The following is a 13,531-nucleotide window of genomic DNA, read 5'->3' as shown; positions in this document are numbered from 1 at the left end:
TATTATTGTTTACGCCAAATTGTACCGTTTGGCCCGTCTTCCAAAATAATACCCATTGCATTGAGTTCATTGCGGGCCGCATCGGCAGCAGACCAATTCTTGGCTGCTCTGGCATCATTACGTTGCTTGATCAAATTTTCTATCTTAGCGATTTCTTCATTATTGGAACCCGCCTGTAAGAATTGTTCGGGATCTTGTTCAAGTAATCCGAGAATATTTGCCAATTCACGTAAGCGGGCAGCCAAACCGTCCGCCAACGCTTGATTTTCTGATTTTAATTTATTGATTTCTCTTGCCATTTCAAATAAAACGGAAATTGCATTAGGCGTGCTGAAATCATCATCCATCGCATCACGGAACGCTGCCACAAAATTTTCTCCGCCAAAAGCAGCCGCACTTTGATCCGTTCCCCGCAATGCAGTATATAACCGCTCTAGGGCACTATGGGCAAGATTTAAATTTTCTTCACTATAATTTAGTTGGCTACGATAGTGGGCGGATAACAGAAAATAACGTACGCTTTCGGCATCATAATGACTCAGTACATCACGAATAGTGAAGAAATTGCCGAGAGATTTCGACATTTTTTCCTTATCTACCATAATCATGCCGGAGTGAATCCAGTAATTGACATATTCTCCGTCGTGAGCACAGCAGGATTGGGCAATTTCGTTTTCATGGTGGGGAAACATTAAATCGGAACCGCCGCCGTGGATATCAAAATGATTGCCGAGTTGTTTACTGTTCATCGCTGAGCATTCAATATGCCAGCCAGGTCGACCGGCTCCCCAAGGTGAAGCCCAACTCGGTTCATTCTCTTTTGACATTTTCCATAGCACGAAATCCATCGGATTTTTCTTCACGTCAGATACATCAACCCGTGCGCCGGCTTGTAATTGCTCTAAATCTTGACGGGATAATTGACCGTATTCTTTGAAACTTTCTACATCAAACATGACATCCCCGTTTTGTGCGACATAGGCGTGTCCTCGCTGAATTAATTTTTCAACGATTTCAATAATTTCAGGAATATGATGGGTGGCGCGCGGTTCAAAATCCGGATGTAAAATATTCAAGGCATCGAAATCCTTGTACATCTCAGTAACCATGCGATCAACTAATTGTTCGCAGGTTTCTTGGTTTTCTAGTGCTCGTTTAATGATTTTGTCATCTACATCGGTAATATTGCGTACATAGGTTAAATTGTAGCCTAAATAACGTAAATAACGGGCGATCACATCAAAGGAAACAAAAGTTCGTCCGTGACCGATATGGCATAGGTCATAAACTGTGACACCGCACACATACATACCCACGTTATTTTTGTGAATAGGTTTAAAAATTTCTTTTTCTCGGGTTAGGGTATTGAAGATTTTTAGCATGGTTAAGCTCGTAGAATATGGTAAAAACTGACCGCACTTTATAGCACTTTTAGCTTGATTGTGGAATAATGTAGCCCTCAATTTTTCATAAGGAAAACAAAATGGTTACGTTACACACAAACTTTGGCGATATTAAAATTAAATTAGATTTTGATAAAGCCCCTGTTACGGCAGAAAATTTCTTAAATTACTGTAAAGAGGGTTTTTATAATAACACAATTTTCCACCGCGTAATTGATGGATTTATGATTCAAGGTGGCGGTATGGAAAGCGGAATGAAAGAGAAAAATACAAATGCCCCAATTCAAAATGAAGCGGCAAACGGATTAAGCAATAAACGAGGCACTATTGCGATGGCGCGTACCTCTGATCCGCATTCGGCAACGGCACAATTTTTTATTAATGTGGCGGATAACACTTTTTTAGATCATCGTTCTAAAGAAATGTTTGGCAAAACTGTGGTACAAGAATGGGGCTACGCCGTGTTCGGTGAAGTGGTTGAAGGTATGGACGTTGTGGATAAAATTAAGGGCGTGAAAACCGGTAGTAAAGGCTTCCACCAAGACGTACCGAAAGAGGATGTGGTAATTAATTCCGTTAGCGTAGAATAATGAAAGAAACCTGAGCCTTGTCTCAGGTTTTTTACTTAAAATAACCAATGGGGACAATATTAATGGAAGAACTGATTAAAATTGTTGAAGCAGAGTATGAGGATTATCAAAGAGAATATTACCTTAATACAATTCATTCTCTCACGGAACAAGAACGAAATAATCTACTTGCTTTGATAAATAAAATGAGAAAAGCAGGTTCAAAAAAACCGTTTTCTTGGGCAATCAGTGAGATTAAAGAAAATCTCCCTCAATTTGCTCGATTTGCTGTTTTAAGAGAATTGGAAAAAATTAATCGTGAGGTGAGCAAGCATATTTACTATACCCAAGAATATGCGGAGGAAAGCGATGAATTTATGGCATTACATAAAAAGGTAAAACAATACCTTTCTCCTGAAGAGTTAGGAAGGTATTTGCAACTCTATACACAAACGGTTACTGAGCAATTTATTTCTTTATTAGATGAGGGGAACCCTCGTGCAGGAGAACCTAATTGGGCATTATCAGAATTGGATAGTGATTATTGTCATTCCCGTTTCATAAATGGGTTACATGAAGAAGGATATATCAGCGATGAAATTGATTGGCAGTTGATTGAGCAGGAAGATCAAGAATAGAATAATAAGGTTTGACTAAATTAAATATTATGCCTTTTTTCGATACTCATACCCACCTTGATTATTTACAGCGGTTTACCGGCGACTCCCTTTCACAACTAGTGGAAAATGCTAAGCAAGCCGATGTAGAGAAAATTCTGATTGTTGCAGTGCTTGAACGGGATTTCAAAACAATTCAAAAAATGACCGCACTTTATCCGGAAAGTTTATATTACGGGCTAGGTTTGCACCCGCTTTATATTAAAGAACATTCGGAAAAGGATTTATCCGTGTTGGAACAAGCGTTAGGGCAGCGTGATAAAAATGGTACGGCGCTGGCGGAAATTGGTTTAGAACGAGCGATTCCCGATTTATTGACGGACAAACTTTGGCAAAAACAATGTCATTTTTTTGAAAGTCAGCTTTATTTAGCGAAACAATTTGACTTACCCGTAAATATTCATAGTCGAAAATCTCATGATCAAGTGTTTACTTTTTTAAAACGTATTTCATTGCCTAAATATGGCGTGATACATGGTTTTGCCGGTAGTTATGATCAAGCCAAACGGTTTGTGGATCTTGGTTATAAAATCGGTGTCGGTGGCACCATTACTTATCAACGGGCGAACAAAACCCGCCAAGCCATTGCAAAATTGCCTTTGGATGCCTTGGTGTTAGAAACGGATTCCCCCGATATGCCGGTGTTTGGTTTCCAGGGGCAGCCAAATCGTCCTGAGCGGATTATTCAGGTATTTCATTCCTTATGTGAGCTAAGGAATGAGGAATCCGATCAAATAAAAGAGGTTATTTGGTGTAATAGTAATAAATTATTTGGGAGATAATAAGATGGGCGTTTTAGGACCGCATGAAGGGAGAGAATTAGAATTAATGCTCAATCATCAAAAAGAGATTGCATTGTTTTACACGGACAGTGAAGTGCCCGAGGATTTTTTTCCTTATTTAGAGAATAAAACTTTTGAACTGAAAGAAATTAAGCTAAAAGACAAATTATTGGGTGATTTTAGCTATTATTTAATTTATAGATTGGAAAATGTAGCAAACGCAGAGAGGTTAGCCTCAATACTACGGCAAAATTTTTGTAAATTTAATCCTGATTTAGAAAGAAAAATCGGGAAATTACTTGGTTATAGTGATGATGATATTGAGTTCTATATAAACCATTGGTTAAAATCGACATAGGAAAATGTATTATATGTAATAAAATAGTTTCATTGCAGTGTACACTATGGAGAAATATCATTTTGTCAGTCAGTCAGTCAGTCAGTCAGTCAGTCAGTCAGTCAGTCAGTCAGTCAGTCAGTCAGTCAGTCAGTCAGTCAGTCAGTCAGTCAGTCAGTCAGTCAGTCAGTCAGTCAGTCAGTCAGTCAGTCAGTCAGTCAGTCAGTCAGTCAGTCAGTCAGTCAGTCAGTCAGTCAGTCAGTCAGTCAGTCAGTCAGTCAGTCAGTCAGTCAGTCAGTCAGTCAGTCAGTCAGTCAGTCAGTCAGTCAGTCAGTCAGTCAGTCAGTCAGTCAGTCAGTCAGTCAGTCAGTCAGAGATTAGTCTAAGTTTTGTTGTTCCTGTTTACAATGTCGAAAAATATCTTGCTCAGTGTTTGGATAGTCTTGTTTCACAGTCCGTGAGTAAAGAAATCATCATTGTCAATGATGGTTCAACGGATGGTAGTCTAGCCGTTGCCGAGCAGTATTTCTCTCGTTATCCCTTCATTACCCTCATCAATCAACATAATCAAGGGGTTGCTTCTGCCCGTAATGCCGGCTTGAGGCAAGCGAAAGGACGTTATGTCTATTTTGTCGATCCAGATGATTGGATTGTTGAAACTCATTTAGGCAGCATGGTTGAGATTGCTGACAGACATCAAGCCGATGTGCTAAAAGGCACCATAGAAAATAGTTATGAATGCGATTCAAGAGGACCTTGTTCACGTAGGTTTGAGTCCTCCCGAATAAAATCAAATCAATATGAGGTTATGAGTAGTTATCAACATTTGAATGATATGCTCAAATGGGATTGGCTTCCAAGTTGCTGTTTTGGTTTTTTTAGAACAAACTTTTTGCGCCAAAATAATCTTTGGCTTAATGAAGCCTTAAATATTGGGGAAGATTTGCTGTTTATTGCAGAAATTCTTTCTCTCTCAGATGTTACAGTGATTGAGGTAGGGCGTGTATTTTATCACTATCGTTTAAGACCAAATAGTCTCACCACAACAAAAAACGATATATCAAAACTTGTTCATCTATTTGAACTTGATAAATATTTAATAAAACTTTATGAACAACGCCAAAATGACATTAAAAATGTTAATGACGAAGCAAAACGAATGTTTGTCAATTTAGAAAGAATTAGAGCGGTTAACTTTAGTATAGCTTATCGTTATCAATATTCACAGTATTCACCGGAATTGAAAGCTGAAGCCTATCATTATTTCACAGAAGAAGTATTACAATTGATGAAAAAATGGCTTCCTTTTGAGGTGAAATTATAAATCCTTAAAGTGATAAATAATCTGATTCGCCGATCCCCGCCAGAGCAGGCTGGGGTCGGCTTTTTCTTGTTCAAATTTTCCATCAATGAGGACATCAATATAGGACAACATAGCACGCTGATTTTCGTCCAATTCGTCTAATTTGTAACCTGTCCATACCCAAATATCTTTGTCGGGGCATTCATGTTTTACCCGTTGTACGAAAGGCAAAAGCGTTTCTATGTTACGAGGATGTAATGGGTCGCCTCCGGACAGTGTCAAACCTTGGCGTTTGATACGGCTATCCTTTAAATCATTGATAATCTGTTGTTCCATCGCCTCGTCAAATACTACGCCGGCATTGAACGACCAACTTTTTTGGTTGTAGCAACCCTTGCAGCCATGGGTACAGCCACTCACAAAAAGAGTACAGCGTGTCCCTTCGCCATTCACTACATCAACAGGGTAATATTGTAAATAGTTCATTTTGCCAATTCCTGAAAAGTGCGGTTTAAATTCTCGTCAAATTCACCATTGTGTGCAATTAATCTTTGCAATGGCCATTTAATTCTTGCATAATAGTGCGCAATCGCATTGCGATATCAATGGAAACCTTCTCGGTCTCTCGCAACGGTGTCCGGTTTACCCGGTCAGGTTCGGAAGAAAGCAGCCAAAGTCGGAATTTCTGTGTGCCGAGAAGAAGCTGGGAAGGTTTCCGCCCAACTTCTCCTTTTTCTTATATCCGTTCCACTAATCGTTTGAAAAATCCGTTTTCTTTTTTGATTAGACTGTCGTAATTGCCTTTTTCAATAAGTTTCCCTTCATCTATTACACAAATTGTGTCGAATTGTTCAATTGCGGTTAAACGGTGGGTCACCATGATCAGGGTTTTGTTTTCCGCATGTTGTAAAATTAAACGTAAAATTTGGCGTTCTGTATCACGATCAAGCCCCTCTGTGGGTTCATCTAATAATAAAATCGGTGCATTATTTAATAATATGCGTGCAATTCCCAGACGACGCTGCTCGCCGCCGGAGAGAGGGCGGCCGCCGTCACCAAGCCATATATTTAATCCTTGTGCTTGCTCTAATAATTTGCCCAATCCCACTTGATTGAGTACCTCGATCATTCTCTCTTCGGCGATTTTTTGGTGGGCGGCAAACTGTAAATTTTGACGTAGGCTATCGCTAAACACGTGTACCCGCTGAGTTAAAAAGCAAAATTGTTCGCGCAACGTTTGTTCGGAATAGAGTGAAACCGCTTTACCGGCGAGTAAAAGTTCCCCCTGATCGGCATCATAGTTACGTACCAATAATTGCAATAATGTTGATTTACCGCTACCCGTTTTACCAAGAATCGCAATTTTTTGCCCTTGTTCCAAATCAAGCGTGAGGTTATCCAGTGCAAGATTTTCTCTTTCAGGATAGGTAAAACTCAAATTCTTCGCAGAAATTAACCGCTCTTGCAGTTTAAATTCGGCGTTGCCCTGAAACTCAACTAAGGGTTGTTGTTCAATAATATCGGTCACCCGTTCTGCCGCGGCAATGACTTGACCGATATGCAAAAATGCCGTACCCAATGGCATAATAATTTCAAAAGCAGCCAACGCCGCAAAGGTGAAAAGGGCAATAAAGGCGGCACGATATTTGTCTGTACCAAAATCCGCTTGGCTGCTAAACCACAACATGACACAAATGAGCAAACCATTTAGGAAGAGGACAAGTGCGGTGGAAAATCCGCTTAATTTTGCTTCTTTTGCTTGCTCCGCTTGCCAATTTCTCTCGGTTGCCGCCATTTTTTCTTTGACTTGTTTTTCCGCATTAAATAATAAAAGTTCGGCTTGTGCCTGAATAAATTCCAAAAATTGTGTGCGGTAATTGGCTCGTGTACGGATTAAAGGTTCGCCAAACTGTTTTCCTAAACGATAGAAAATGATCGGAATCAACACTAATAAGCACAATAAAAATGCCCCTAAACCCAATGAAAGCGGCATATTAATGAAGCTTAACCCAATTGTCATAGCAATCGTGACGAAGATTGACGTGAAAAAAGGGGCAAGTAAACGTAAATAAAGACTATCGAGAGTATCAACATCAGAAACCAAGCGATTTAACAAATCACTGTTACGATAGCGATTGAGCACGGCTGGGCTTAAGGGAATAATTCGCTCAAATACTTGGACGCGCAGTTTCGCTAAAATACGAAAAGTAGCATCGTGGGTAACGATTTTTTCAAAATAACGTGCGACCGTACGCCCAATCGCTAACCCTCGCACGCTGGCGGAAGGGTAAAAAAAGTTAAACAGTGTACCAAGTCCGGCAATAGCGGTGGCTGCCAAGAACCATCCCGATAGGGTAAGCAATCCCATACTGGAAGCTAATCCGCTAATCATTAACAGCAACCCTAAAATTAATGGTAATTTGGCAAACTTAAATAAACGTATAAAAGGCAGTAATGCTCGCATTATTGAATATCCTGTTGTCGTTGAGCGAGTAATTCGGCAAAAAAACCGTTATTTCTGAGTTGTGAAAAATCACCTTTCTGAACAATTGCACCTTGTTGCATCACTAAAATCTGATCGCATTGTTTTAATTCTTCAATACGATGGGTAATCATCAACGTGGTTTGATAACAGCTTATTTCACTTAAAGTTTGTAGCACTAAATTTTCAGATTGGGCATCGAGGCTTGCTGTCGGTTCATCAAGTAAGATCAATTTCCCTTTTCTTAAAAGTGCGCGAGCAATGGCAAGGCGTTGCGCCTGTCCTACCGAAACGCCCAAACCGCCGTCTTTTATCTCGTGGTCTAAGCCAAGTTTATCGGTAAACTCTTTAGCCTGTGCGAGAGATAAGGCCCGATCAATTTCTTCATCACTTGCCTGAATATCGCCAAGCAGCAGATTTTCTTTGATTGTGCCTTGCAATAACAAGGGATTTTGCCCTACCCAAGCGATATGTTTGCGCCAGTTTGCGAGATCGCTTTCACGCAGTTCTTGCCCGTTGATTTTTAATGAACCTTGATAAGGCAAAAAACCTAAAATAGCATTCATTAGAGAGGTTTTTCCGGCTCCGCTTTGCCCGACTAACGCCACATTGTGATTGCTCGGAATATGAAAACTAAGCGGTTGGGTGAGCGGCACTCCTTGGGAGGAAAGCACGATTAAATTTTCTGCCCGAATTTCAACCGCACTTTCAAAGGTAATCGTACGCTTATTTTGTTGAGTGGTGAGGTAATCGGTTTCTAAAAAATCGACAATGGCATCCGCCGCCCCGATACCGGCGGCACGATCATGATAATAAGTGCCGAGATCGCGTAGCGGTTGATAAAATTCCGGGGCGAGAATTAAACAAAAGAAACCGATAAAAAGGGTAAGCGGTGTGCTATAAGTACCAAATTCGACTTGCCCTAAATAACTGAAACCAAAATAGACTGCCATTAACGCAATAGAAATAGAGGTAAAAAATTCCAAAACGGCAGAGGATAAAAAGGCGAGTTTTAGCACGTCCATTGTGGTTTCACGGAAATGCTCCGTTGTTTTTTCTATGTGTTGGATTTGTTCGGAAGAGCGGTTAAAAAGCCGTAAAGTTTCAAGTCCGCGTAAGCGATCCAAAAATTGTGCACTTAAACGGGCGAGTGTCTCCATATTTTTCTGGCTACTGTCTGCCGCAGCAATGCCTACAAGAATCATAAAGAGCGGTATTAAAGGCGCGGTAACCATTAGGATTAATGCTGCCGCCCAATTTAGCGGAAAGACCGCAATCAAAATCACTATCGGGACAATCACGGAAAGGCTTTGTTGCGGTAGGAAACGGGCATAAAAATTATGTAAATTTTCTACCTGTTCCAACATAATACTTGCCCAGCTTCCGGCCGGTTTTTGATTGATTGTCGCCGGCCCGACAAGGTGAATTTTATCCAGAATTTGCCGGCGAATATGATTGCGTAATTGGCGGCCGGCTTCAAAACCGATTTTTTCGCGCCCCCACAAAATTAAGGCGCGTAAGGCAAAACTGAAAATTAAGCCGATAAAATAAGGAATGAGTTCATCACGCGATGTATTCTGCATGATTAGTTTATCAAGCAAGGTTGCAAGGAGATAAGTCTGTATCACCAAAATGATGGAAGAGAATGTGGCAAGGGCAATATTGGCGCGCATTAATTTTTTTATTGGTTGCTGTTGCGCATGTAGCCATTTTTGCAGGTATTTTTGACGAAGTTTGTCCATAGGTTCTCGTTCATCCTAATTCGGATAGAATGGATGGGCGTGAATTTGGAAAATTCACGCACAATGATGAGTAACGGGATGTGTTAAGTTTTACCTTACACATTCTGCAATTTATTTCTGTGCATCCAGATAGCGTTCGGCATCCAGTGCAGCCATACAGCCTGTACCGGCAGAGGTAATGGCTTGACGATAATTGTGATCCATGACATCGCCGGCAGCAAATACCCCTTCCACGGAAGTGGCGGTAGCATTGCCTTCAAGACCGGATTTTACCACGATGTAACCGTTATTAAGTTCGAGTTGTCCTTGGAAAATCTCTGTATTTGGTGAATGACCGATTGCCACAAATAAGCCGTCAAGATTCAATTCTTCTTTCTCTCCGGTTTTGGTATTTTGCAGGCGTAAACCTGTCACCCCCATATTATCGCCTAATACTTCGTCTAAAGTGCGGTCGGTATGAAGCACAATTTTTCCTTCCTCCACTTTTTTGTAGAGACGGTCGATGAGGATTTTTTCTGCGCGGAAACTATCACGACGGTGGATTAAATGAACACAGCTTGAAATATTGGCTAAATAAAGTGCTTCTTCCACCGCGGTATTGCCGCCCCCAATGACTGCAACGGGTTTGTTACGGTAAAAGAAACCGTCACAGGTTGCACAGGCAGAGACACCACGACCTTTATAATTCTCTTCCGAAGGCAATCCCAAATAGCGTGCGGATGCGCCGGTTGCAATAATTAAGGCATCGCAAGTGAATTGTTGTACATCACCATAAAGTTTGAACGGGCGAGAAGATAAATCCACACGATTAATGTGATCAAAGACAATTTCCGTATCAAATTTTTCTGCGTGTTGTAACATACGTTGCATTAAGCCTGAGCCGGTCGTCATTTCAAAATCACCCGGCCAGTTTTCAATTTCATCAGTTGTTGTGAGCTGCCCGCCTTGTTGTAAACCTGTTACGAGTACCGGCTTTAAATTTGCCCGTGCGGCATAAATTGCCGCCGTGTAGCCGGCAGGGCCGGAACCTAAAATTAAAAGTTTTGCATGTTTAATCTTTGACATAAAGTATCCCTAATTTTTATGAGTTGATAGATAAATTAATTCAATTTGCCCAACGGATTATCCGTTTCTTTTTTAGTAGAGTAGGGAATAAAGCAAGCGCCGAAACTTGTTCGTTAATGGATCGGCATTGCCCATTGCACTCAAAATAGAGAGAAATTGCTGTTTTACTTCGCCATTTTGTGCATCTAATTCTTTCTTTAATATATCAAAGAGGAGAGAAAGTGCTTCTTCATTGCGGTTTGCCTGATGAAGTTGTATGGCAAGTTTAATAGCAATTTCCGTTGTCGGGTTTTGGGCATAATCTGATGTTAATTGCTGAATTTCCGGTGTATCGGCGGCTTGAATCAGTAATTCAATCTGTGCTTGTAAGCCTTGCCAGCGGCTGTCACGATCTTGCAATGGAATTTGGTTTAAGATTTCTTGCGCCGGTTCGGTTTTTTTCATTGCAATGTAGGTTTCCGCATAGAGTAGAGCAATATCACTGTTTTTCTTATCGGAAAGTTCCCAAGCCTCTTTTAATAGCGGCAATGCGGTATCATAATTTTCAACTTGCAAGAAATCCAAGGCTTGGTGAAATTTAATCTCTTCTTCTTTTGGTAAAATAACACTTAAGCGTTGTAACAGTGATGCTTGATCCAACGCACCGGGAAAGGCATCCAAGGCTTGTGCTTCTTTGAACAAATAAGTGGTGGGTAAGGCTTGAATACGGAATTGTGCGGCGATCAGCTGTTCTACCTCACAATTTACTTTACCGAGTATAAATTGTCCTTGATATTGCTCCACCAACCGTTCCAATAATGCTAAAAAATCTGCCGATTCTTTATGGCTCGGTGCATAAAAGTTCACTACAAGCGGTTTTTCAAGCGACTGTTGAAGAATTTCAGTGAGATTTTGTTCGTTAATCTCAATAACAAAAGGAAAATCAGCCATTGTTCATCCTTGTTCGGAAAAAATAATGGCTGATTTTAGCAAAGTGCGGTCAATTTTAGAAATGTTTTGAAAATTGACTGTGCTTTTGGTCTAGAGAATGATACTGCCGATTAGTGAGATAATGAAGCCAACCAAGCCAATTAACGTTTCTTGAACCGTCCAAGTTTTAAACATCGTCTTTGTATCTATTTCTAAAAAGCGGCTAACCAACCAAAATCCGCTGTCATTTACATGTGCTAAGACTGTCGCTCCGGAGGCAATTGAAATAACAATGAAACAAAGATCAAATTGGCTGAGTCCCGTTGTTGCTGCGACAGTTGGGGCAATTAAAGCAGATGTTGTTGTGATGGCAACGGTAGCGGAGCCCTGTGCTACACGTAATGCTGTTGATATAACAAATGCCGCAACAATAATAGGCATTCCTGTATCAGATAACATAGAGGCTAATTGATCGCCGATACCACTGGCTCGTAAAACACCACCGAACATCCCGCCGGCTCCGGTGACTAAAACGATCGCACAAATCGGACCAAGTGCATTATCACAGATTTTTTCAATTTGTTCGTAACTTCTTTGTTCTTTGAGTAAAGCAATTGAGACAAGTAATGTAATTAATAATGCGATTGGGGTTTTTCCTAATAAGCGCAAACTTTGTACTAATAATGAAGATCCATCAACCATTTTTGCTACGGTAAGCGTATATAAGACGGTATCTAACATGATTAAACATAATGGGAGTAATAGAATGAAAAGTACTTTTTTAAAACTCGGAGGGGTTAAAGCCGTTTCATTTATTGGTGTGACATTTAAAAATGATTTTGGTAGATCCAGATGAAATTTTTTACCTAAATATGTGCCATATAGATAAGCGGCAAAGTACCATGTCGGAATAGCTACAACTACTGCAATGATTGTTAGTAAACCGATGTTTGCGCCGAGCAGTTCACCGGAGGCAACCGGACCAGGATGTGGTGGAAGGAAAGCATGAGTGACAGCAAAGGCACCAGCAGCAGGAAAAGCATATTTAAATAGAGAACCGCCAAATTGTTTTGCAACACTAAATATTATAGGAAGCATCACAACTAAACCGGCATCAAAGAAGATCGGGAAACCAAATAAGAGAGAAGCTATACCTAAAGCAAAAGGTGCTCTTTTTTCTCCAAATTTATTGATGAGTGTATCGGCTAATACTTTTGCACCACCGGTTATTTCAAGTAGTCGTCCGATCATTGCTCCAAGCCCGACTAATAGCGCCACTGAAGCAAGGGTATTTCCAAAACCGGTGAGAAGAGTTGGCAATATTTTATCTACGGGAATGCCTGTTGCGATTGCGGTAAGTAAACTAACAATTGTTAAGGCAACGAATGCATGGACATTAAATTTAATAATTAATAGCAATAAAACTGCTATTGAGGCGACAAGGATGAAAATTAGCATAATTTATTTACCTTATTTGATGTAATAACCTAAACAGCTGCAAGCATTCCGCCATCAACAAATAGCAAATGCCCATTAACAAAATCAGATGCTTTTGACGAAAGAAATATAGCGGCCCCAATTAATTCTTCCGGCTCTCCCCAACGTGCAGCCGGTGTTCTTTTACATAACCATTCTGTGAATTCTTTATTTTCTACCAACGGTTTTGTCAATTCTGTTTGAAAATATCCCGGAGCGATAGCATTCACTTGAATATTATAACGAGCAAGCTCAACACACATTCCTCTTGTCAGCATTTTTACCGCACCTTTTGAGGCTGCGTATGGTGTAATGGTGTCCCGTCCTAATTCACTTTGCATTGAACCTATATTAATAATTTTTCCTTTTTCACGCTGTACCATATATCGAGCGACGGCTTGTGAAATAATAAAAACAGCTTTTTGATTGACTTGAATAATATCGTCAAAGTCTTGTTCAGGAAATTCACAAAACGGATAGCGACGCTGAATACCTGCATTATTAATTAATACATCTATTGGGCCGATATTTTGTTCAATATAGTCAATGGCTGTATGAACTGCGGCAGTATTTGTCACATCAAAAGAAACGGGATAAGCAATAAACCCGTTGTCATTGAATTCTTTGGCTATTTTTTCAACGTTTTCTTGTTTTGTACCGTGAATGATAATTTTGGCACCTTGTCCGGCGAGCCCCTTTGCTAGTAAATATCCAATGCCTCGAGTGGATCCCGTAATTAAAATATTTTTATTTTTTACTGAAAAGAAGTTTTCCATAATGATTTTT

Annotated in this window: 13 protein-coding genes and 1 other RNA gene; 6 read left to right on the top strand and 8 right to left on the bottom strand. The window is 40.3% G+C overall.

The features are described from left to right. Positions 1–2: 2 nt before the first annotated feature. A complete protein-coding gene (cysS, locus tag PNEUHYL_RS08300; protein ID WP_059367061.1) occupies positions 3–1,382 on the bottom strand; it encodes a cysteine--tRNA ligase in 1,380 nt (459 codons plus the stop codon). Between the two features lie 101 nt (positions 1,383–1,483). On the opposite strand from cysS, the gene PNEUHYL_RS08295 reads away from it, so the two are divergent. The 5 genes from PNEUHYL_RS08295 (at position 1,484) to PNEUHYL_RS08275 (ending at position 5,092) form a co-directional block, all read left to right on the top strand. Continuing rightward, on the top strand, positions 1,484–1,993 hold the full coding sequence (locus tag PNEUHYL_RS08295; protein WP_059367058.1) for a peptidylprolyl isomerase: 510 nt from the start codon (positions 1,484–1,486) through the stop codon (positions 1,991–1,993). Between the two features lie 62 nt (positions 1,994–2,055). After that, positions 2,056–2,610 (top strand): hypothetical protein, encoded by a 555-nt coding sequence (locus PNEUHYL_RS08290; RefSeq protein WP_059367056.1) that lies wholly within the window; start codon positions 2,056–2,058, stop codon positions 2,608–2,610. A 29-nt stretch (positions 2,611–2,639) separates the two neighbouring features. Then, entirely contained in the window at positions 2,640–3,431 is a 792-nt protein-coding gene (locus tag PNEUHYL_RS08285) for a TatD family hydrolase (RefSeq protein ID WP_059367055.1), read from the top strand. A 4-nt stretch (positions 3,432–3,435) separates the two neighbouring features. Further along, positions 3,436–3,789, top strand: coding sequence for a hypothetical protein (locus PNEUHYL_RS08280; protein ID WP_059367053.1), 354 nt, complete (start codon positions 3,436–3,438; stop codon positions 3,787–3,789). Positions 3,790–3,835: 46 nt separating this feature from the next. Next, positions 3,836–5,092: a glycosyltransferase gene (locus PNEUHYL_RS08275; protein ID WP_078061249.1), complete on the top strand. Its 1,257-nt coding sequence runs from the start codon at positions 3,836–3,838 to the stop codon at positions 5,090–5,092. Here the strand turns inward: PNEUHYL_RS08275 and nrdG are convergent. Then, on the bottom strand, positions 5,087–5,557 hold the full coding sequence (nrdG, locus tag PNEUHYL_RS08270; protein ID WP_059367049.1) for an anaerobic ribonucleoside-triphosphate reductase-activating protein: 471 nt from the start codon (positions 5,555–5,557) through the stop codon (positions 5,087–5,089). The genes PNEUHYL_RS08275 and nrdG overlap by 6 nt on opposite strands. 128 nt (positions 5,558–5,685) lie before the next feature. Here nrdG and ffs point away from each other — a divergent pair. Then, positions 5,686–5,784, top strand: an RNA gene (gene ffs, locus PNEUHYL_RS08265) — signal recognition particle sRNA small type. A 23-nt stretch (positions 5,785–5,807) separates the two neighbouring features. Here ffs and cydC read toward each other — a convergent pair. The 6 genes from cydC to idnO all read right to left on the bottom strand — a co-directional run bounded on the left by cydC (position 5,808) and on the right by idnO (position 13,521). After that, positions 5,808–7,535, bottom strand: coding sequence for a heme ABC transporter ATP-binding protein/permease CydC (cydC, locus tag PNEUHYL_RS08260; protein ID WP_059367047.1), 1,728 nt, complete (start codon positions 7,533–7,535; stop codon positions 5,808–5,810). Beyond that, complete coding sequence (cydD, locus tag PNEUHYL_RS08255) at positions 7,535–9,295, bottom strand: heme ABC transporter permease/ATP-binding protein CydD (RefSeq protein WP_059367045.1); 1,761 nt, start codon at positions 9,293–9,295, stop codon at positions 7,535–7,537. The genes cydC and cydD overlap by 1 nt, the downstream gene beginning before the upstream one ends. Before the next feature lie 111 nt (positions 9,296–9,406). After that, positions 9,407–10,360 (bottom strand): thioredoxin-disulfide reductase, encoded by a 954-nt coding sequence (gene trxB, locus PNEUHYL_RS08250; protein ID WP_059367043.1) that lies wholly within the window; start codon positions 10,358–10,360, stop codon positions 9,407–9,409. A 72-nt stretch (positions 10,361–10,432) separates the two neighbouring features. Next, positions 10,433–11,290, bottom strand: a complete 858-nt coding sequence (locus tag PNEUHYL_RS08245) for a co-chaperone YbbN (protein ID WP_059367041.1) — start codon at positions 11,288–11,290, stop codon at positions 10,433–10,435. Between the two features lie 90 nt (positions 11,291–11,380). Beyond that, positions 11,381–12,727, bottom strand: a complete 1,347-nt coding sequence (locus tag PNEUHYL_RS08240) for a GntP family permease (RefSeq protein ID WP_059367039.1) — start codon at positions 12,725–12,727, stop codon at positions 11,381–11,383. Positions 12,728–12,756: 29 nt separating this feature from the next. Continuing rightward, positions 12,757–13,521, bottom strand: a complete 765-nt coding sequence (idnO, locus tag PNEUHYL_RS08235; RefSeq protein ID WP_059367035.1) for a gluconate 5-dehydrogenase — start codon at positions 13,519–13,521, stop codon at positions 12,757–12,759. Positions 13,522–13,531 lie beyond the last annotated feature (10 nt).

It is taken from the genome of Rodentibacter caecimuris, assembly GCF_001019715.1.
Classification (GTDB): Bacteria; Pseudomonadota; Gammaproteobacteria; order Enterobacterales; family Pasteurellaceae; genus Rodentibacter; species Rodentibacter caecimuris.
This window is presented reverse-complemented; position numbering and strand designations above follow the sequence as displayed.